Genomic DNA, 18,845 nt, shown 5'->3' with positions numbered 1-18,845 from the left:
GCGCGTCGTCCCGCACCGCACGGCGCGAGCACCGCACGGCGCGACCACCGCACCGCACGGTGCGTGCGTTCCGCACGTCCCTGACATGATGGAGCGCGTGACCGAGCCCGTGCACCCCACCGACCAGCGTCGCCTGCGGCTGACGTCCGTCCTGCCGGTCTGGGTGCTGGCGGTCGTCGGGGCCGTGCTCGTGCTGACCCTGGCCGAGCGCGACGCCTTCGCCTGGCTGCTGCTCGTCTTCGTCGCCTGCGTGATGGTCAGTTTCGTGCTGCAGCTCATCACCGCCACGAAGGACGGTCTGGTCGAACGGATCAGCATCGCGTCGTCCGGGGCGTTCGTCGTGGTCCTCGTCACCGCGGTGGTGCTCCTGGCGCGTTGAGCCGAGCCGCGTAGACTCCGAGCATGGATTCGCTGCTTGCGCTCGAGCTCTTCTACGTCGGCCTGCTCGGCCTGGCGTCGCTCGCGATCGCGTTCATCTCGGTGGTCGTCGTCGTGAAGCTGTTCAAGGGCCAGCGTTGATCGAGCTGCCCGAGGGCCTCGCCCCCGAACTGGTCCCGCTGTCGTGGCTGGTCGGCGTGTGGGAGGGCACCGGCGTGGTCGAGTACCCGGTCGGTGACGACGACGAGGTCCGGAACTACGAGTTCGGCCAGCGTGTCAGCTTCAGCCACGACGGCCTGCCGTACCTGAACTACTCGTCGACCACCTGGCTGCTCGACGACGACCACACCCCGCTCGCCGCCGAGATGGGCTACTGGCGGATCGACCGGCCCACCGAGCCCGGCGACCGCGGCCCCGCGATGCTCCTGGGCGACGGGCCCACGCCCTTCAGCACGGTCGAGAGCGTCGAGGCGCTCCGCAACACCACGGACGGCTTCGACGTCGAGGCCGCGATCATCCACCCGACGGGCGTCAACGAGCTCTACGTCGGCCGCGTGCGGAAGGGTCGGATCGACCTGTCGACCGACGCCGTGCTGCGCTCGCCGAACGCGAAGGACTACTCCGCCGCGACCCGCCTGTACGGGCTGGTCGAGGGCAAGCTCTTCTGGGCGTGGGACATCGCCGCGCTCGGTCGCGAACTCACCTCGCACGCCTCGGGGCAGCTCGCGAAGGTCGACTGATGTCGGTGTTCGCCGCGCGTGACGGCTTCGTCGCCGCCGACTCCGTCGCCGCGCACTTCGGCAACCCGATCGGGGAGCAGCGCCTGCTGACCCGGGGGCGTGCCGTCGTCGAGCTCGGACTCGGTGTCGTCACCGTCACCGGACCGGACCGGCTGTCGTGGCTCAACTCGATCACCTCGCAGCAGCTCACCGGGTTGCCGACCGGCGTCAGCACCGAGACGCTCGTGCTCGACCAGGCCGGACGCGTCGAGCACGCGGCCCGCGTCGTCGACGACGGTGCGACGGTCTGGCTGCTCACCGAGCGCGCTGACGCTGCGCCGCTCGCCGGGTGGCTCGACTCGATGCGCTTCATGCTCCGGGTCGAGGTCGCCGACCGCTCCGCCGACTTCGTCACCCTCGGCTGGTTCGGGGCGGACGCCCCGTTCGCGTCCGTCGAGCTGCCGGAACCGCCCGTCGCCGAGTGGGTCGACCCGTGGAGCGCCGTCACGCCGGGCGGATGGGGCTACGCCGAACAGGAGGCCCACCCCGGCTCCGACTGGACCCTCCGCATCGCCGTGGTCACCCCCGGCACCGCGACCGCGATCGCCACGTCGGACGTGCCCGTCGCGGGGCTGCTCGCGTACGAGGCGCTGCGGATCGCCGCTTGGCGCCCGACCCTGTCCGACGTGGACGAGCGGACGATCCCGCACGAGCTCGACTGGCTGCGCTCCGCCGTGCACCTGTCGAAGGGCTGCTACCGCGGGCAGGAGACCGTCGCCAAGGTCCACAACCTCGGGCACCCGCCGCGACGGGCCGTGCTGCTGCACCTCGACGGGTCCGACGGCGTGCTGCCGGCCCCCGGGACCCCGGTGCTGCTCGACGACAAGCCCGTCGGACGGCTGTCGGCGTCGGCGATCCACCACGAGCTCGGTCCCATAGGGCTCGCCGTGGTGAAGCGCTCGCTCGACCCCACCGCGACCCTGCGGCTCGAGGCCGACGACGTCGTGGTGACCGCGGCGCAGGAGACCATCGTCCCGCCCGAGGCCGGTGCTACGGCGAACGTCCCGCGCCTGCCCCGCCTCGGGGCCGTCAAGCGCTCCTAGCCTGCGCGCTGAGGGTCGCAAGACACCGGTGTTCGCCGGTCGCACCGCGGTTCGCGGGTGTTCGGAGCGCGAACACCGGTGTCCTGCGCGCTGGCGTCAGGCGGGCTCGACGGCCGACCACGGGACGCTGAGCTCACCGAGCCGCCAGCGCGTCACACCGTGCAGCACCGGCCAGCCGCGGTCACGCATCCCGCGCACCGTGGCGATCCACCGCTGCCGGGGCCCGTACGTGCCGAGCGGTGCGGCGACCGCCCACGACAGGTCGAGGTCCCGCAGGAACGCGTGCACCCGTTCGCCGGGCACGTTGCGGTGGATCAGCGCCTTCGGCAGACGCTCGGCGACGATCGAAGGCACGTCGAGCCCGGCGAGCCGGAGGGACACCGTGAACGTCTGCGGCGCGACGTCGTCGAGCGTCACCCACGAGGCCACCCGACCGACCTCGTTGCAGGTCCCCTCGACGAGCGCACCGCCGGGCTGCAGCCGGTCCTGCATGATCCGCCACGACCCGACCACCGCGGACTCGTCGTACTGCCGCAGCACGTTGAAGGCCCGGATGACGGCGGGCCGGCGCTGCCTGGGCGTCGGCGTCTCGAAGCCCCCCAGGCGGAACGTGACGCCGTCGCGGGCCCCGGCGTTCGCGAGTGCGACCCGCGACGGCTCGATCTCGATGCCGGTCACCTCGACGTCGGGCCGGACGGCGGCCAGCCGGTCGCGCAGTTCGAGGGTGGTGGTCGGCGATGCCCCGTAGCCGACGTCGGCGACGAGCGGGTCGTCCGTCCGGCGCAGCACCGGCAGGGTCGCGATCCACCGGTCGACGCGGCGGAGCCGGTTGTACCCGGTCGTCCCGCGCGTCACGTTCCCGATGGGCATGCGTCAAGGGTACGGGGCCGGTACCGCTCGGTAGACTCGGAGCATGACCTCCACGCTCGTCCTGCTCCGTCACGGCAACAGTGACTGGAACCAGAAGAACCTGTTCACCGGTTGGGTCGACGTCCGGCTCAGCGAGCTGGGCGAGAAGGAGGCGAAGCGCGCCGGCGACCTCATCGCCGAGTCCGGCATCGTCCCCGACGTCCTGTACACCTCGCTCCTGACCCGTGCGATCCAGACGGCGGACATCGCGCTGCTGCAGGCCGACCTGGCCTGGCTGCCGGTGAAGCGCGACTGGCGCCTCAACGAGCGCCACTACGGCGACCTGCAGGGCAAGGACAAGGCCCAGACCCTGGCCGAGTACGGCGAGCAGCAGTTCATGGAGTGGCGCCGTTCGTTCGACGTCCCGCCGCCCCCCATCGCCGACGACGCCGAGTGGTCGCAGTTCGGTGACCGCCGCTACGCCGAGCTCGGCGACCAGCTGCCCCGCACCGAGTCGCTCAAGCTCGTGATCGACCGTCTGCTGCCGTACTGGGAGTCCGACATCACGAAGGACCTCGCCGCCGGCAAGACCGTGCTGGTGACGGCCCACGGCAACTCGCTGCGTGCGCTCGTGAAGCACCTCGACGGCATCTCCGACGACGACATCGCCGGCCTGAACATCCCGACGGGCATCCCGCTGGTGTACGAGCTCGACGACGACTTCACGCCGACGAAGCCCGCGTACTACCTGGACCCCGAGGCCGCCGCAGCCGGCGCAGCCGCCGTGGCCGCCCAGGGTGCCAAGAAGTAGCACCCACGCGAACGACGAAGGCCGCAGCCCCGACGGGGCTGCGGCCTCGCTGTGTCCGGGCAGGCGACACCGGACCACGCGGAGTGTGACGGTCAGACGAAGTGCGACGCGATCTCCTGCACCAGTGCCCCGACGTCGTAGGGCTTCGTCGTGTCGACCCGGATCACCGGGACGCCGGGCAGCCCGACGGGCCGGGCGTCGTCGCCGTGCTCGTCCCAGAAGGCCAGCACGTCGGCCAGGTCCCCGTGCACCTCGTGCCGCACCGGCACGGTGCCCGGTTCGTACCGGTCGCGCAGCCGCTGCTCGGCGGTGGCGCGGTCCGTGTCGCACCACACCTCGACGGCGCGAGGCGACCCGGCGCACGCGAGTCCGGCCTCCAGGAGGTCCCGGTCACGCGACGGCAGCCAGACGGCGTCGAGGACGACCCCGTTCTCGACGGCCCGCGCCATGGACCACATCGTGTCCATCGCGATGCCACCGAGCGGCCGCGAGGCGATCATCGGGCCGACGACGTCGGCGAGGGGCTCCTTGATGCGGTCCTTCGACAGGAACGGGCAGCCGAGCACCTCGGCGAGTGCCGTGCCGATGCTGCTCTTGCCGGAACCGGGCATGCCGTTGACGATGATCGCGACCTGGGCCATGCCACGATCCTCGCAGACCGATCGGGCCGGGTCAGACCGATCGGGCCGGGTCAGACCGATCGAGCCGGGTCAGACCGATCGGGTCGGGTCAGACCGCCGCGGTCGAGGTGGACGCGCCGGTCCAGTCGCCGGTCGCCAGGTACTCGACCTTCTTCGCGATCGAGACCGCGTGGTCGGCGAAGCGCTCGTGGTAGCGGGAGGCCAGGGTGGCGTCGACGGTGTCGATCGGACCGCCCTTCCAGGCCTCGCCGAGCACGAAGTCGAAGACGCTGGCGTGCAGCTCGTCGACGGCGTCGTCCTCGTCGCGGATCTCGGCCGACAGCGCGATGTCCTCGGTGGCGAGCAGCCGCGTGAGCTTCTGCGCCATCGCGACGTCGTGCCGGCCCATCTCCTTGAACGTGCTGCGCAGGCCCTTCGGCACGACCTTCTCGGGGAAGCGCTGGCGGGCGAGCTGCGCGATGTGCTCGGCCATGTCGCCCATGCGCTCGAGCGAGGAGCTGACGCGCAGGGCGGTCACGACGACGCGCAGGTCGCGGGCCACCGGTGCCTGGCGGGCGAGGATGTCGATCGCGATCTCGTCGAGGCTGTTCGCGGCGAGGTCGATCTTCTCGTCGTCGGCGATCACCTCTTCGGCGAGGGCGACGTCGGAGTCGCTGAAGGCCTGGGTGGCTCGGGTGATGGCGGACTCGACGAGCCCGGCGATCTCGGTCAGTCGCTCCTGGACGTCCTGGAGTTCCTGCTGGAAGACTTCGCGCATGGGGGAGTACCTCTCTCTGCGTACCGGACGAGTGTCGTCAGCCCAGGTGAACGAACGGTGACGCGGGGCTGAACGCTTCGCGTTCTGTCCTTCCGCAGACGGTGAACGGTACCGGAACCCCGCATGACCATCCCTACACTGGCGGCATGGACAACGCGTGGCTCGTGCCACTGTCGATGCTCCTCGGCGGGGTCTTCGGCGCGGGCGTCGTGGTGCTGATCATCACCGCCGAGCGGACGGCACGTGCTGCCGACGTGGCGGAGCGGACCCTGCCGGACGGCGTCGCAGCGGTCATCGCGACGATGCACAACCCGGCGGTCGTCATCGACCCGTCGAACACCGTCGTCGCGGCATCCCCCCAAGCCCTCACGGCGGGGCTCGTCGTTCGCCGACGCCTGGTGCACCACGAACTGCTCGAGCTCATCGACCGGGTGCGCAAGAGCGGGGAGATGGGGTCGGAGGACCTCGAGCTGCCGCGCGGCCGCCACGGGGAGCTCATCGGCTACCTCAGCTTCCGTGCCGCCCAGCTCGGCAACCGGTACGTCCTGCTCACGGCCGACGACCTGACCGAGAGCCGGCGCATCGACGAGGTCCGCCGCGACTTCGTCGCCAACATCTCGCACGAGCTCAAGACGCCGATCGGCGCCATCGGCCTGCTGTCCGAGACCCTCGTCCTCGCCGCCGACGACCCCGCGCACGTGAAGAAGTTCGCCGCGCAGCTGATCACCGAGTCCGAGCGGCTCGGGGCGCTGACGAAGGACATCATCGAGCTGTCCCGGCTGCAGTCCGTCGACGCGCTCGAGAACAGCGAGGAGACCGGCATCGACAAGATCGTGCAGGCCGCGATCGACGCGAACGAGGTCGTCGCCCGCGCCCGCTCGATCGAGATCATCCGCGCCAAGAAGTCGAAGCTGCGGGTGATGGGCGACCGGGGGCTGCTGCAGGTCGCGGTGTCGAACCTCATCGCCAACGCGGTGAAGTACTCGCCGGACAACACCCGCGTCGGTGTGGGCGTGCGGTCGTCGAAGGGCTTCGTCGAGATCGCGATCACCGACCAGGGCGTGGGCATCCCCGAGGCCGACCTCGACCGCGTCTTCGAGCGGTTCTACCGTGTCGATCCGGCACGGTCGCGCGCCACCGGGGGCACCGGCCTGGGGCTCGCGATCGTCAAGCACGTCGTCAGCAACCACGGTGGTGACGTGCGCGTCTGGTCGCAGCCCGGCAAGGGCTCGACCTTCACCATCCGTCTGCCCGAGGCGGATCCCGAACTGACCACAGCACTCGAAGAGCAACTGGAAGAGCAGCCATCGTGACCAAGATCCTCATCGTCGACGACGAGCCGGCCCTGAGCGAGCCCCTGGAGTTCCTGCTGCAGCGTGAGGGGTACGAGACCTCCGTCGCTGCCGACGGCGTGACCGCGCTGTCGAAGTTCGACGCCGAGAACCCCGACCTGGTGCTCCTCGACCTCATGCTGCCGGGCCTGAGCGGCACCGAGGTGTGCCGGCAGATCCGGACCCGGTCGAACGCGCCGATCATCATGCTGACCGCGAAGGACTCGGAGGTGGACATCGTCGTCGGGCTCGAGCTCGGCGCCGACGACTACGTGACGAAGCCGTACTCGACCCGGGAGCTCCTGGCCCGGATCCGTGCCGTGCTCCGTCGCCGGACCGAGGACGACCCGGCGGACAGTGGCATCCTGCAGGTCGGCGGCATCCGGATGGACGTGGAGCGACACACGGTGTCGGTCGACGGGTCCGAGACGCCGATGCCGCTCAAGGAGTTCGAGCTCCTCGAGCTGCTGCTCCGGAACGCCGGCCGAGTGCTGACCCGCGGGCAGCTCATCGACCGGGTGTGGGGTTCCGACTACTTCGGCGACACCAAGACCCTCGACGTGCACATCAAGCGCATCCGCTCGAAGATCGAGCGGGTCCCGTCGACCCCCGAGATCCTGGTGACGGTCCGCGGTCTCGGGTACCGCATCGAGGCCTGAGGCACGCGGCCCGAGACGTACGGACAGGAGGCCCGGTGCGAGTCCGTGGGACTCGCACCGGGCCTCCTGTGCGAACGGTCCGGGCGCGGTGTCAGCCGCGCCCGTCGGCGTCAGTTGGTGCCGTTGTCACCCTCGGACGAATCCGTCTGCGAGTCGGTCGGCTGCGTGCCGGGGACGGCCTCGCCGGTCGACTGCGCGCCGCTCTCGGACGGGGACGTCGAGGTGGGCGTCGGGGTCGGGCTCGGCGCGAGGGTCTGGTACTCCTCCTGCGAGCTCGTCAGCACCGGCACGTTCGCGGAGACGCCCTCGGCGTCGGGGTAGCTGAAGTAGACCTTGACGAGTGAACCGGGCTTCGCGTCCGCGTTGTCGAACACGATCGGCTCGGCGTCACCGGCGGTGGTGCCCTGCGTGGTGTCGCCCTCTTGCACGCTCGACTCGTCGTCGCTGCCCGCACCCGAGGCCATGGCGAGGTCGACGTGGGTGTTCGCCGGCACGTCGACGGTCTGGGTGTCGCCGCCGACCTCGATCGAGACGGTGTAGTCGTCCTGGTCGTCGTTGTTCACGAGCGTGCCGATGAAGCGGGCGCTCTCACCGTCGTCCGAGATCAGGAGGGCGTTCCGCACGTCGACCTTGCCGGCCGAGACGTCCACGCCGTCGGTGATCTGCTTGATGTCGGCGGTGTGGGCCGGCGACATGAACTCGCACCCGGTGGCGCCGAGCGCGATGGTTGCCGCAACGGCGACGGACACGAGTACCCGAGGTCGCAAGAGATTCCTCCGTAAGTCACGATGAGGACCGGGCGGTCCCCGCGCCCATCCTAGCGATCACCGGGAGGGGTGAGCGTTGAGGGTCCCCTTACCGGAACGGCCCTTGTGGTAAACTGGATGTCTGGGAACGGAGCCTGATACATGCAATTCGAGGTCGGCGAGACCGTCGTCTACCCCCATCACGGGGCGGCAACCATCTCTGAAGTCAAGACTCGCGTCATCAAGGGCGAGGAAAAGGTCTACCTGAAACTGCGGGTGACGCAGGGTGACCTGACGATCGAGGTCCCGGCGGACAACGTCGACCTGGTCGGCGTCCGCGACGTGATCGGCAAGGAAGGACTCGACAAGGTGTTCGAGGTCCTCCGGGCGCCGTTCACGGAAGAGCCCACCAACTGGTCACGCCGGTACAAGGCGAACCTCGAGAAGCTCGCTTCCGGTGACGTCATCAAGGTGTCCGAGGTCGTCCGCGACCTCTGGCGGCGCGATCAGGACCGCGGGCTCTCCGCGGGCGAGAAGCGGATGCTGGCCAAGGCCCGGCAGATCCTGATCTCCGAGCTCGCGCTGGCCGAGAAGACCGACGAGGACAAGGCATCGACCGTCCTCGACGAGGTCCTGGCTTCCTGAGCCTGACGACAGCGCACTGAACGCGACAGCACGAACGACGACCGCACGGTTCCCCGAAGGGGTGGACCGGGCGGTCGTCGTCGTTGCGGCGGGCTCCGGCACCCGGCTCGGCATCGGGACCGCGAAGGCGTTCGTGCCCGTGGCCGGTTCGCTGATGCTCGCGCGGGCGCTCGAACCCCTGTTCGCGTTGCCGTCGCCGACGCTCGTCGTCGTGGTCGCACCGGCGTCGCACCTGGACGAGTGCCGGCAGGTGGTCGGCTCGGTCGCGGGTGCTGCGGTCGCCTACACGGCCGTCGTGGCCGGAGGCGCGGATCGCCACGGTTCGGTCGAGGCCGGCCTGGCCGTCCTGCCGGACTCCGTCACCACGGTGCTCGTGCACGACGCGGCGCGGTGCCTCACGCCCGCGGCGCAGTTCTCGCGGGTGTTCGACGCCGTCGCCGCCGGTGACGGTGCGGGCGTCGTACCGGCGCTCCCCGTCACGGACACGGTGAAGCGGGTCGACGGTGACGTCGTCGTCGAGACCGTCGACCGTGCGGCGCTCGTCGGGGTGCAGACGCCGCAGGGCTTCCCGCTCGCGGCACTGCGGCGGGCCTACGCGGTGTCGTCGCAGTCCGAGACGGACGACGCCGGGGTGTTCCAGGCCGTCGGCGGCACCGTCCGGTTCGTGCCGGGTGACGCCGACGCCTTCAAGATCACGACGCCGTGGGACCTCGGCCGGGCCGAGTCGATCGTGCGGGCGCGGACCGAGGCGACTGTTGGTGCCGGAGCCGGTGTGCGGGCGGCGGACGCTGTCGACGCGGTCCGGTTCGGGCTCGGGGTGGACGTGCACGCCTTCGACGACGCCTCGCCCTGCCGCGTCGGGCTGCTCGACTTCCCCGGCGAACCCGGCCTCTCCGGGCACAGCGACGGCGACGCGGTGGCGCACGCCGTGTGCGACGCCCTGCTCTCCGCCGGGGGCCTCGGTGACATCGGCGGGCGCTTCGGCACCGCTGACCCGCGGTACGCCGGCGCCGCGGGCGACGTCTTCGTCCGCGGCGCGGTCGCGCTGCTCGCCGACGCCGGGCTCGTGCCGGTGTCCGTCACCGTGCAGGTCATCGGCAACCGGCCCCGCATCGGTCGTCGCCGCGACGAGATGCAGGACGCCCTGTCCGCGGTCGTCGGAGCACCCGTCGCCGTGTCCGGCACGACGACCGACGGGCTCGGGTTCACCGGCCGCGGCGAGGGGCTCGCGGCGATCGCCACGGCACTCGTGCGTCCCTCCTGAAACCGCGGCTCCGCGCCGATTAGGGTTGAGGCGTGACCGTTCGCCTCTACGACTCCCGCGCCGCAGCCGTCGTCGACCTCGTGCCCCTGGTCGACGGACACGTGAGCGTCTACGTCTGCGGTCCGACGGTGCAGTCGTCGCCGCACATCGGGCACCTGCGGTCCGCGCTCGTCTACGACATCTGGCGTCGGTGGCTCACCCACCGCGGCTACCGGGTGACCCTGGTGCGCAACGTCACCGACATCGACGACAAGGTCCTCGACCTGGCTGCCGGCACGGACGAGGAGTGGTTCGCCCGCGCCTACCGGGTCGAGCTCGAGTTCACGGCCGCGTACAACGCCCTCGGCATCCTGCCACCGACCTACGAGCCGCGGGCCACGGCGAGCGTGCCGCAGATGCACGAGATCATCCAGCGCCTCATCGACCGCGGGCACGCCTACGCCGCCGACGACGGCTCGGGTGACGTCTACTTCGACACCGGCAGCTGGGCCGACTACGGGGTGCTCACCCGGCAGCGGCGCGAGGACATGGTCGAGGCCGCCGACGCCGATCCGCGTGGCAAGCGCGACGCCCGTGACTTCGCGCTCTGGAAGGGTGCGAAGCCCGGCGAGCCGTCGACGGCCAACTGGGACTCCCCGTGGGGCGCCGGCCGCCCGGGCTGGCACATCGAGTGCTCGGCGATGTCCCGTCGGTACCTCGGCCCCGCGTTCGACATCCACGGCGGCGGGCTCGACCTGCGCTTCCCGCACCACGAGAACGAGCTGGCGCAGTCCACGGCCGCCGGGGACCCGTTCGCGTCCTACTGGCTGCACAACGGACTGGTGACGGTCGAGGGCCAGAAGATGTCGAAGTCGCTCGGCAACTCGATCTTCGCCGCGGACTTCCTCGGATCCGCCCGTCCCGCCGTCGTGCGCTACTTCCTCGGTGCCGCCCACTACCGCTCGTCGATCGACCACCACGAGGGCTCCCTGGCCGAGGCCGAGGCGGCGTACGACCGCATCGCCGGGTTCCTCGAGCGCGCCGAGACCCGGCTCGAGGGCGTCCACCTCGCCGACGCCCCGGCCGTGCCCGAGGCCTTCGCCGCGGCCATGGACGACGACCTGTCCGTGCCCCAGGCCCTGGCCGTGCTGCACGAGACCGTGCGCACCGGCAACGCTGCCCTGGACGCCGACGATGCGGAAACGCTCGGGACCGCGTACCATCAGGTGGCTGCGATGGTGGAGGTGCTCGGCATCGACCCGCGAGCCGCCCACTGGTCGGGCGGCGGCCACGACACCTCGGCAGGCCCGCTCGCCGCCCTCGTCGAACGCCTCGTGCAGGAGCGCGCGGACGCCAGGGCAGCACGGGACTTCACCGCGGCCGACCGCGTGCGCGACGACCTCGCCGCCGCGGGCATCACGATCGAGGACACGCCGTCCGGAACACGCTGGAGCATCGCCTGAACACGGCAGTGCCGAACAGGAGCTACGCATGAAGAACGTCTCGGGAAGCAAGAAGGGTCGGCCCGGCGCCGTCCGCACCGGTCGCAAGGGCAACAAGCAGGTCGGTTCCGGCGGGCAGGGTGCCCAGGCGCTCGAGGGCCGCAAGCCGACCCCGAAGGCCGAGGACCGCCCGTACCACCCCGCCGGCAAGCGCAAGGCCGCGAAGGACCGCTTCGAGGCGGCCAAGGGCCGTCACGGTTTCTCGAGCACCCCGCAGGGTCGCACGGGCCGTCCGCCGGCACGCAAGACCGACGACTCCGAGCTCGTGACCGGGCGCAACTCCGTGCTCGAGGCCCTGCGCACGAAGACCCCGTCGTCGACGCTCTACATCGCGTCGCGCATCGAGGTCGACGACCGCGTGAAGGAGATCCTCGCGCTCGCCAACCACCGTGGCGTGCCGATCATCGAGCTCATGCGTCCCGAGCTCGACCGCATCACCGGACACGACAGCGTGCACCAGGGCGTCGCCCTCAAGGTGCCGGCGTACCAGTACGCCGTGTCCGAGGACATCGTGGAGCAGGCCTTCTCGCGCGATCAGGTCCCGCTGCTCGTCGCGCTCGACGGCATCACGGACCCCCGCAACCTCGGCGCCATCATCCGCTCGACCGCGGCCTTCGGCGGACACGGCGTCATCGTGCCGCAGCGTCGTTCGGTCGGCGTGACGGCGTCGGCGTGGAAGACCTCGGCCGGTGCCGCGGCGCGCACGCCCGTCGCGATGGCCCCGAACCTCACACAGACCCTGAAGTCGCTCAAGTCGATGGGCCTGTTCGTCCTCGGCCTGGACGGCGACGGTGACGTGGAGCTCGACGGCCTCGAGCTCGCCGACCGCCCGATCGTGATCGTCGTCGGTTCCGAGGGCAAGGGCCTGTCGCGCCTGGTCACCGAGACGTGTGACGCCATCGTGTCGATCCCGATCTCGAGCGCCACCGAGTCCCTGAACGCCGGCATCGCCGCGAGCGTCACGCTGTGGGAGGTCGCTCGGCGCCGTCGCACCGCGTAGCCGCAGCACTTCGTGCGCAGGAATGGTCGCCTCCCCGAGCGGGAGGCGACCATTCCTGCTCACGGTGCTGGCTGGGGCGGGCCCGAAGGGTCAGGACACGTCGGCTGATGCCTGCCGTGCGGTCACGCGTCGTCGCTGCGCGACGCCGCAGGTGACGGTCCGTGACCGGTCGGCGTTCGCCCGGCGGGGTGTCGTGACCGCTCGACGTCCAACGTCACCACAGGCGGGGCTGGGCGTGACGGTCTGGAGGGCCGGCGCCGGTCTCCGGGACGCGGGCCGGGCCTCCAGACGGTCGCGTTCTCGACCCCCGAACGGTCGGGACACGTCTGGTGCTGCCCGCCGTGTGGTCACGAGTCGTCGCTGCGCGACGCCGCAGGCGACGGTCTGCGACCAGTCGGCGCCCGCCCGGCGGGGTGTCGTGACCGAGCGGGGCCCGCGTCAGACCGTGGCGCGCCAGTCGTCGACGTCGTCGGACTCGTCGGCGTCGTCGTCGCCCAGCACCGGGATCGGCACGGTGATCGACGAGGTCGGCGGGTTGATGAGCAGGCGCTCGTCGCGACGGTGTCGGAGCACGTCGTTGATGTAGGCGGTCGTGGCCTCGGGCAGGGAGACGGAACGCTCCTCTTGCTGGGACATGAACCAGCGGTGCTCGAGCAGCTCGTGGAACACCTCGGCGGGTTCGAGTCGGCCGCGCAGGTCACGGGGGATCGAGCGGACGACGGGCTCGAAGACCCGAGAGACCCACTCGTGCGCCACCATCTCCTCGTCGAGTTCGTCGCGGCCGTTGCGGGCGCGGTACGAGTCGAGGTCGTTGAGCAGGCGCCGGGCCTGGTTCTCGCCGGCGTCGAGCCCGGTGAGCCGCAGCAGTCGGCGCTGGTGGTGCCCGGCGTCGACGACCTTCGGCTGGATCCGGACCTGCGAGCCGCCCTCGGTCGTGTGGATCGAGAGCTCCTCGATGTCGAAGCCGAGCTCGTTCAGGCGCTCCACGCGGTCGTTGATGCGCCAGCGTTCCTTGATGTCGAACTGCTCGGTGCCGGTGAGCTCGGTCCAGAGCGTGCGGTACTGGGCGACGATGCGGTTCGAGACGTCGACGGGGTCGGCGTTCTCGTCGAGTCGACCGCCGGCCTCGAGGTCGAGCAGCTCGCCGGCGATGTTCACGCGGGCGACCTCGAGGTCGTTCTCGCGCTGGCCGTTCGACAGCCCGCCGGGGTAGAGCTTGCCGGTCTCGGCGTCGACCAGGTACGCGGCGAAGGCTCCGGCGTCGCGACGGAACAGCGTGTTCGACAGGGACACGTCGCCCCAGTAGAAACCGATGACGTGCAGGCGGACGAGGAGCAGCGCGAGGGCGTCGACCAGACGGGTGGCGGTCTCGGGGCGCAGCGTCTGCGAGTAGAGCGCGCGGTAGGGCAGGGAGAACCGCAGGTGGCGGGTCACGAGCACGGGGTGCAGTGGTTCACCGTCGGCGTCGACGCGATTGGTGATGACCGCGACCGGGTCCACGCACGGCACGTCCATGCGCTGCAGGGTCCGGAGCATCTCGTACTCGGACCGGGCGACCTCTTCGCCGGTCTCCTTCACCGCGGCGACGTACCCGCTCAGGTGCACGAACCGCACGAGGTGCCGCGAGATGCCCTTCGGCAGCGCGACGATCGTGTCGTCGGGCCAGTCGGCGAGCGGCAGGTCCCACGGCAGGTCGAGCAGGCCGGGGTCGACGGTGGCGGCGGTGATGGACATCGAGTCGGGCACGGTGGTTCCTCTGGTGTCGGGGACAGCCGAGAGCCCGCGTCCGCCCTTGTGAGGCGGGCGCGGGCTCTCGGGGGAGTGCGCTGGTTACGCGCTGACGACGGCCTTGTCGTCGAGGCGGTCGCCCGACTCGGTGTCGAAGGCGTGGACGTGGCCCTGCTTCGGCGTGATGACGATCGTGTCACCGATGGACGGGTGCGCACGACCGTCGACACGGGCGACGATGTCGGCGCGCTGGCCGTTCACGTCGGCGTGACCGTAGAGGTAGCCGTCGGCGCCGAGCTCCTCGACGACGTCGACCGTGACGGGCAGGCCTTCGCCGGACTGCGACACGATGACGTCCTCGGGGCGGATGCCGACCGTGATCTGTGCGGCACGGGCGTTCGACAGGGTGTCGCGGTCGATCGCGTGGTTGAGCGTGCCGAACCTGATGCCGCCCTCGATGACGTCGGCGGGCAGCAGGTTCATGGCCGGCGAACCGATGAAGCCGGCGACGAACACGTTGTTCGGCTTCTCGTACAGGTCGCGCGGGGTGCCGACCTGCTGCAGGATGCCGTCCTTGAGCACCGCGATGCGGTCACCCATGGTGAGGGCCTCGGTCTGGTCGTGCGTGACGTAGACCGTGGTGACGCCGAGACGACGCTGCAGCGACGCGATCTGCGTGCGGGTCTGGACGCGGAGCTTGGCGTCGAGGTTCGACAGCGGCTCGTCCATGAGGAACACCTGCGGCTGACGGACGATCGCACGGCCCATCGCGACGCGCTGACGCTGACCACCGGAGAGCGCCTTCGGCTTGCGGCCGAGGTAGTCCTCGAGGTCGAGGAGCTTGGCGGCTTCCTGCACGCGGGTGGCGCGCTCTTCCTTGCCGACGCCGGCGATCTTGAGCGCGAAGCCCATGTTCTCGGCGACGGTCATGTGCGGGTACAGCGCGTAGTTCTGGAACACCATCGCGATGTCGCGGTCCTTCGGCGGGACGTCCGTGACGTCGCGGTCGCCGATGCGGATCTGACCGGAGTTGACCTCTTCGAGGCCGGCCAGCATGCGGAGCGAGGTGGACTTGCCGCAGCCCGAGGGGCCGACGAGGACGAGGAACTCGCCGTCGGCGACGTCCAGGTCGAGGGAGTCGACCGCGGGACGGTTGCCTCCGGGGTAGAGACGGGTTGCCTTGTCATAGGTGACGGACGCCATGAGCGTTCGGTCCTTCCTTCACCGGCAGGTACGTGCCGGACGATCCGAGTGAAGCGGTGTGCCCGTACGGGCCCCGGACAGTCGCCGTCGACTGTCGAGGTTCATACAACACGAGTTCACCCGGGTGCGCCAGTGTTTTCCCCCTTGGTCGGCGGCTTCCCAGAGCGCCCCACTACAATCGCCGGGTCCGTCCGCCGAGCAGGGGAACGCCGAGCGGACACCGATCAGGAGGACGACGCACCGATGAACAACCGCCCCGAGGGTGCCGCCCGCGCCGCGCGGAACGAGCGCCGTGAAGCCGCCCGCCAGCGAGCCCAGCGTGCCCGGACCCAGCAGAAGCGACGCCAACGTGGTGTCCGGCTCGGCCTGCAGATCGGGCTCGGGGTCGTGCTCCTCGCCGCCGCGACGATCGTCACGCTCGTGCTGGTCGACTCCGTGAAGCCCGCCGGCCCCGGCCCGTCGACCATGTCGCAGGGCGGCATCACCATCGGGCAGGGTCTGAAGCCCGTCACGGCGTCCGCGTCCGGATCGGCCTCCGCGTCGCCGAGCAGCGCCGCGACCGAGGGGGCCGGCACCGTCCGGATCACCCTGTACGTCGACTACCTCTGCCCGGGCTGCGGCCAGTTCGAGCAGGCGAACGGCGACTACATCAAGGACCTCGTCGACTCCGGTGCAGCCACGGTCGACATCCACCCGGTCGCGATCCTGTCGAACCGCTCGCAGGGCACGAAGTACTCCCTCCGCGCCGCCAACGCCGCCGCCTGCGTCGCCGAGCACTCCCCGGACCAGTTCTACGCGGTGAACCAGGCGCTCTTCGCGAAGCAGCCGGACGAGGGCACCCCGGGCCTGACGAACGCCGAGCTCACCGACGTCGTCACGGGCGTGCAGGGGCTGCAGCAACGAAGCGCCGTCCGGAGCTGCATCGCCGACCAGGACTACGCCAAGTGGGTGGACGAGCAGACGACGGCGGTGTCCGGGGGCACGATCCCCGGGTCGACGCTCAAGGAGTTCCCCGGCACGCCGCTCGTGCTCGTGAACGGGCAGCGCTACGAGCTGACCTCCCCGGTCACGAACGACGACTTCCGCACCTTCGTGGTGACGGCCGCCGGGGCGACCGACGCGACCCCGACACCCACGCCGAGCGCGACCCCGTCGCCCACGCCGACCAAGCGCTGACGTCTCGACGAGCGCTGACGTCTCGACGAGCGCTGACGTCTCGACGAGCGCTGTCGTCTGGAGGAGCGCTGACGCGCTGACCACGGACGGGAGGCCCGGTGCCGGCTGGCACCCCTCCCTCGCAGGCTCGGTCGGCGCGCCCCGCGCGACGCTTCGCGTCGCCGCTGAGCGGGTCGCTCCAGTCCGTGATCGGTGCGGCTACAGAGCCGAACCCGGGATGCTCAGGGTGTCGCAGCTCGTCGCGCCCTGCTGGTAGCCCCGCAGGAACCAGCGCTGTCGCTGCTCGCTCGACCCGTGCGTGAACGAGTCCGGGTCGACGCGGCCGGTCGCACGCTCCTGGATGCTGTCGTCGCCCACGGCGCTCGCCGCCGACAGGGCGTCGGTGATCTGGGAGCGGGTGATCGGTTCGAAGAACGTCTCGCCGTTCGCGTCCTCGGTCGTGGCGGCGTCGCCGACCCAGGCCCCGGCGTAGCAGTCCGCCTGCAGCTCGACGCGGACGCTGCCCGACGACGCACCCGTGCCGGAGCGGTCGGTGTTCGCGAACGACCCCTGCAGCTGCTGCACGTGGTGGCCCCACTCGTGTGCGACGACGTACATCTGCGCGAGCGGACCGCCGGACGAGCCGTACTGCGATTGCAAGTCGTCGTAGAACGCGGTGTCCAGGAAGACCGCACGGTCCGGCGGGCAGTAGAACGGGCCGGTCGCGGCCGATGCCTGCCCGCACGAGGTGTCGGTGGAGTCCTGGAACAGGAAGAACTCCGGGGACGTGTACGAGATGCCGAGCGACCGCGCCTCGGACGTCCAGTAGGCGTCGAGCGACTCGGCCGCGCCCTCCATCCGGCACTCGACGCGCAGGTTGGCGTCGCGCCCGGTCCGGCACTCGGGGGCGGCGTCGGCGGACTCGCCCTCCTGCTGGATCGTCGTCAACCCGTCGCCGCCACCGACGATCCCGCTCAGGTCGAAGCCGGTGAACTGCGCGATCAGGAACACCACGATGGCGCCGACGCCCACGGCACCTCCGCCGATCGCTGTGGTGCGACCCCGCCGCTTGACCTTGCCGCCCCGGAGTTGCAAGTCGTCGTTGAACGTCATGATCCCGAACCTACCGATCAGCGGCCCCGCGTACCGTCGGCGGCGTCGGCCACCCCGACACCTGTCGTACACCTGTCGTACAACCGGAAGGAACCGCACGATGGCCACTCCCATCAGCACCGTGATGAGCCCCGCTCGCTACGTCCAGGGCAAGGACGCGATCACCCGCGTCGGCGAGTTCATCGCCCCGATCGGCAAGCGGCCCCTGATCGTCGCCGACGACGTGGTCTGGGGCATCGTCGAGACCGCCGTCACCGAGAGCTTCCGATCCGCCGACCTGGGCGTGGAGCGTGTCGGGTTCGGCCGATTCGCCACCCCCGAAGCCGTCGACGAGCTCGTCGAGCAGATCCGCGCGAAGGACGCCGACGTCATCGTGGGACTCGGCGGTGGCTCCGCGATCGACGCCGCGAAGGCCGCTGGGCACCTCGCCGGCATCCGGTGGGCGAGCGTGCCGACCGCCGCGTCCACCGATGCCCCGACCTCGGCGCTCGCCGTCATCTACACCGCCGAGGGCGAGTTCATCGAGTACCGCTTCTTCCCGCACAACCCGGACCTGGTGCTCATCGACACCAGGCTCGTCGCCAACGCGCCGGTGCAGTTCCTGGTCGCGGGCATCGGCGACGCACTGGCGACCTGGGTCGAGGCCCGTGCCGCGAAGCGCGCCAACGCCGACACCATGGCCGGTGGGCTGCAGACCCAGACCGGCGTCGCGCTCGCCGAGCTGTCGTGGAAGCTCCTGCACGAGAACGCCCTGCAGGCCATCGAGGCCGTCAAGGCCAAGGTCGTGACCCCGGCGCTCGAGAAGGTCGTCGAGGCGAACACGCTGCTGTCCGGCCTGGGCTTCGAGTCCGGTGGGCTCGCCGCCGCCCACGCGATCCACAACGGGTTGACCGCGGCTCCGCAGGCGCACGGCCTGGCGCACGGGCAGAAGGTGAACATCGGGACGATCGCGCAGCTCGTGCTCGAGGGTGCCCCGGCCGAGGAGATCGAGGACTTCGTCGTCTTCACCACGAAGGTCGGCCTGCCGAACACCCTGACCGAGATCGGCCTGACGGTGGACGACCGTGACGTGCTGCACGCCGTGGCCGAGGCCGCGACGGTGGAGGGCGAGACCATCCACAACATGCCGTTCCCGGTGACGCCGGAGCTCGTGGTCGACGCCCTGGTCGCGATCGAGGGCATCGCACGCAGCATCCGAGCCGAGCACGGTCTGCCGGAGCCCGTGCTCTACGAGCACCACTGACGTTCGAACAACGCCGACG

At 70.8% G+C, this 18,845-nt stretch carries 19 protein-coding genes; 12 read left to right on the top strand and 7 right to left on the bottom strand.

The features are described from left to right. The first annotated feature begins 97 nt into the window (after positions 1-97). The 3 genes from DEJ35_RS06320 (at position 98) to DEJ35_RS06310 (ending at position 2,200) form a co-directional block, all read left to right on the top strand. On the top strand, positions 98-379 hold the full coding sequence (locus DEJ35_RS06320) for a hypothetical protein (protein ID WP_146238581.1): 282 nt from the start codon (positions 98-100) through the stop codon (positions 377-379). A 136-nt stretch (positions 380-515) separates the two neighbouring features. Next, the gene (locus DEJ35_RS06315; RefSeq protein ID WP_110861785.1) at positions 516-1,118 is read left to right on the top strand and encodes an FABP family protein; all 603 of its coding nucleotides are present in this window, start codon (positions 516-518) and stop codon (positions 1,116-1,118) included. After that, a complete protein-coding gene (locus tag DEJ35_RS06310) occupies positions 1,118-2,200 on the top strand; it encodes a folate-binding protein YgfZ (protein WP_111091230.1) in 1,083 nt (360 codons plus the stop codon). Before DEJ35_RS06315 ends, DEJ35_RS06310 begins: the two co-directional genes overlap by 1 nt. A 96-nt stretch (positions 2,201-2,296) precedes the next feature. On the opposite strand, the gene DEJ35_RS06305 is transcribed toward DEJ35_RS06310, so the two are convergent. Beyond that, complete coding sequence (locus DEJ35_RS06305; RefSeq protein WP_111192289.1) at positions 2,297-3,070, bottom strand: class I SAM-dependent methyltransferase; 774 nt, start codon at positions 3,068-3,070, stop codon at positions 2,297-2,299. Between the two features lie 43 nt (positions 3,071-3,113). Here DEJ35_RS06305 and DEJ35_RS06300 point away from each other — a divergent pair, with 43 nt between their 5' ends. Further along, positions 3,114-3,860 (top strand): phosphoglyceromutase, encoded by a 747-nt coding sequence (locus DEJ35_RS06300; protein WP_071244006.1) that lies wholly within the window; start codon positions 3,114-3,116, stop codon positions 3,858-3,860. 92 nt (positions 3,861-3,952) lie between these two features. On the opposite strand, the gene DEJ35_RS06295 is transcribed toward DEJ35_RS06300, so the two are convergent. Both DEJ35_RS06295 and phoU read right to left on the bottom strand, forming a co-directional pair. Continuing rightward, positions 3,953-4,501 carry an AAA family ATPase gene (locus DEJ35_RS06295; RefSeq protein WP_110861779.1) on the bottom strand — a complete coding sequence of 183 codons (549 nt, stop codon included), beginning with the start codon at positions 4,499-4,501 and terminating at the stop codon, positions 3,953-3,955. An 88-nt stretch (positions 4,502-4,589) separates the two neighbouring features. Further along, complete coding sequence (phoU, locus tag DEJ35_RS06290; protein WP_027466613.1) at positions 4,590-5,258, bottom strand: phosphate signaling complex protein PhoU; 669 nt, start codon at positions 5,256-5,258, stop codon at positions 4,590-4,592. 146 nt (positions 5,259-5,404) lie between these two features. Here phoU and DEJ35_RS06285 point away from each other — a divergent pair, with 146 nt between their 5' ends. Continuing rightward, positions 5,405-6,571: a cell wall metabolism sensor histidine kinase WalK gene (locus tag DEJ35_RS06285; RefSeq protein ID WP_027466612.1), complete on the top strand. Its 1,167-nt coding sequence runs from the start codon at positions 5,405-5,407 to the stop codon at positions 6,569-6,571. Continuing rightward, positions 6,568-7,248: a response regulator transcription factor gene (locus DEJ35_RS06280; RefSeq protein WP_027466611.1), complete on the top strand. Its 681-nt coding sequence runs from the start codon at positions 6,568-6,570 to the stop codon at positions 7,246-7,248. Before DEJ35_RS06285 ends, DEJ35_RS06280 begins: the two co-directional genes overlap by 4 nt. A gap of 110 nt (positions 7,249-7,358) precedes the next feature. Here the strand turns inward: DEJ35_RS06280 and DEJ35_RS06275 are convergent, their stop codons facing one another. Beyond that, a complete protein-coding gene (locus tag DEJ35_RS06275; RefSeq protein WP_111091231.1) occupies positions 7,359-7,997 on the bottom strand; it encodes a hypothetical protein in 639 nt (212 codons plus the stop codon). A gap of 159 nt (positions 7,998-8,156) precedes the next feature. Between DEJ35_RS06275 and DEJ35_RS06270 the strand changes: the two genes are divergently transcribed. Genes DEJ35_RS06270 through rlmB form a run of 4 tightly spaced genes read left to right on the top strand, consistent with a single transcriptional unit; the run spans position 8,157 to position 12,384 of the window. Continuing rightward, positions 8,157-8,639 carry a CarD family transcriptional regulator gene (locus DEJ35_RS06270; protein ID WP_017888066.1) on the top strand — a complete coding sequence of 161 codons (483 nt, stop codon included), beginning with the start codon at positions 8,157-8,159 and terminating at the stop codon, positions 8,637-8,639. 16 nt (positions 8,640-8,655) lie between these two features. Continuing rightward, positions 8,656-9,903 carry a 2-C-methyl-D-erythritol 4-phosphate cytidylyltransferase gene (gene ispD, locus DEJ35_RS06265; protein WP_375231900.1) on the top strand — a complete coding sequence of 416 codons (1,248 nt, stop codon included), beginning with the start codon at positions 8,656-8,658 and terminating at the stop codon, positions 9,901-9,903. Positions 9,904-9,935: 32 nt separating this feature from the next. Then, entirely contained in the window at positions 9,936-11,345 is a 1,410-nt protein-coding gene (gene cysS / locus DEJ35_RS06260) for a cysteine--tRNA ligase (protein WP_111029061.1), read from the top strand. Between the two features lie 28 nt (positions 11,346-11,373). Beyond that, positions 11,374-12,384: a 23S rRNA (guanosine(2251)-2'-O)-methyltransferase RlmB gene (gene rlmB / locus DEJ35_RS06255; RefSeq protein WP_111192287.1), complete on the top strand. Its 1,011-nt coding sequence runs from the start codon at positions 11,374-11,376 to the stop codon at positions 12,382-12,384. Between the two features lie 438 nt (positions 12,385-12,822). On the opposite strand, the gene DEJ35_RS06250 is transcribed toward rlmB, so the two are convergent. Together DEJ35_RS06250 and DEJ35_RS06245 are read right to left on the bottom strand one after the other, a co-directional pair. Beyond that, positions 12,823-14,130, bottom strand: a complete 1,308-nt coding sequence (locus DEJ35_RS06250) for a DUF4032 domain-containing protein (RefSeq protein WP_110861768.1) — start codon at positions 14,128-14,130, stop codon at positions 12,823-12,825. An 84-nt stretch (positions 14,131-14,214) separates the two neighbouring features. After that, positions 14,215-15,315 (bottom strand): ABC transporter ATP-binding protein, encoded by a 1,101-nt coding sequence (locus DEJ35_RS06245; protein WP_027466605.1) that lies wholly within the window; start codon positions 15,313-15,315, stop codon positions 14,215-14,217. A gap of 243 nt (positions 15,316-15,558) precedes the next feature. Here DEJ35_RS06245 and DEJ35_RS06240 point away from each other — a divergent pair, with 243 nt between their 5' ends. Next, complete coding sequence (locus DEJ35_RS06240; protein WP_110861766.1) at positions 15,559-16,491, top strand: thioredoxin domain-containing protein; 933 nt, start codon at positions 15,559-15,561, stop codon at positions 16,489-16,491. Between the two features lie 198 nt (positions 16,492-16,689). On the opposite strand, the gene DEJ35_RS06235 is transcribed toward DEJ35_RS06240, so the two are convergent. Further along, positions 16,690-17,583 (bottom strand): neutral zinc metallopeptidase, encoded by an 894-nt coding sequence (locus tag DEJ35_RS06235; RefSeq protein WP_111192286.1) that lies wholly within the window; start codon positions 17,581-17,583, stop codon positions 16,690-16,692. A gap of 100 nt (positions 17,584-17,683) precedes the next feature. Here DEJ35_RS06235 and DEJ35_RS06230 point away from each other — a divergent pair, with 100 nt between their 5' ends. Further along, entirely contained in the window at positions 17,684-18,826 is a 1,143-nt protein-coding gene (locus DEJ35_RS06230; protein WP_111192285.1) for a glycerol dehydrogenase, read from the top strand. Positions 18,827-18,845 lie beyond the last annotated feature (19 nt).

Source organism: Curtobacterium sp. MCPF17_051, from assembly GCF_003234595.1.
In the GTDB taxonomy this organism is placed as follows: Bacteria; Actinomycetota; Actinomycetes; order Actinomycetales; family Microbacteriaceae; genus Curtobacterium; species Curtobacterium flaccumfaciens.
This window is presented reverse-complemented; position numbering and strand designations above follow the sequence as displayed.

Bases quoted from the DNA above. Each gene is read 5' to 3' on its own strand.
- DEJ35_RS06310 (WP_111091230.1), top strand. From the start codon at position 1,118: ATGTCGGTGTTCGCCGCGCGTGACGGCTTCGTCGCCGCCGACTCCGTC.
- DEJ35_RS06305 (WP_111192289.1), bottom strand. From the start codon at position 3,070: ATGCCCATCGGGAACGTGACGCGCGGGACGACCGGGTACAACCGGCTC.
- DEJ35_RS06300 (WP_071244006.1), top strand. From the start codon at position 3,114: ATGACCTCCACGCTCGTCCTGCTCCGTCACGGCAACAGTGACTGGAAC.
- DEJ35_RS06295 (WP_110861779.1), bottom strand. From the start codon at position 4,501: ATGGCCCAGGTCGCGATCATCGTCAACGGCATGCCCGGTTCCGGCAAG.
- phoU (WP_027466613.1), bottom strand. From the start codon at position 5,258: ATGCGCGAAGTCTTCCAGCAGGAACTCCAGGACGTCCAGGAGCGACTG.
- DEJ35_RS06285 (WP_027466612.1), top strand. From the start codon at position 5,405: ATGGACAACGCGTGGCTCGTGCCACTGTCGATGCTCCTCGGCGGGGTC.
- DEJ35_RS06270 (WP_017888066.1), top strand. From the start codon at position 8,157: ATGCAATTCGAGGTCGGCGAGACCGTCGTCTACCCCCATCACGGGGCG.
- rlmB (WP_111192287.1), top strand. From the start codon at position 11,374: ATGAAGAACGTCTCGGGAAGCAAGAAGGGTCGGCCCGGCGCCGTCCGC.
- DEJ35_RS06245 (WP_027466605.1), bottom strand. From the start codon at position 15,315: ATGGCGTCCGTCACCTATGACAAGGCAACCCGTCTCTACCCCGGAGGC.
- DEJ35_RS06240 (WP_110861766.1), top strand. From the start codon at position 15,559: ATGAACAACCGCCCCGAGGGTGCCGCCCGCGCCGCGCGGAACGAGCGC.
- DEJ35_RS06235 (WP_111192286.1), bottom strand. From the start codon at position 17,583: ATGACGTTCAACGACGACTTGCAACTCCGGGGCGGCAAGGTCAAGCGG.
- DEJ35_RS06230 (WP_111192285.1), top strand. From the start codon at position 17,684: ATGGCCACTCCCATCAGCACCGTGATGAGCCCCGCTCGCTACGTCCAG.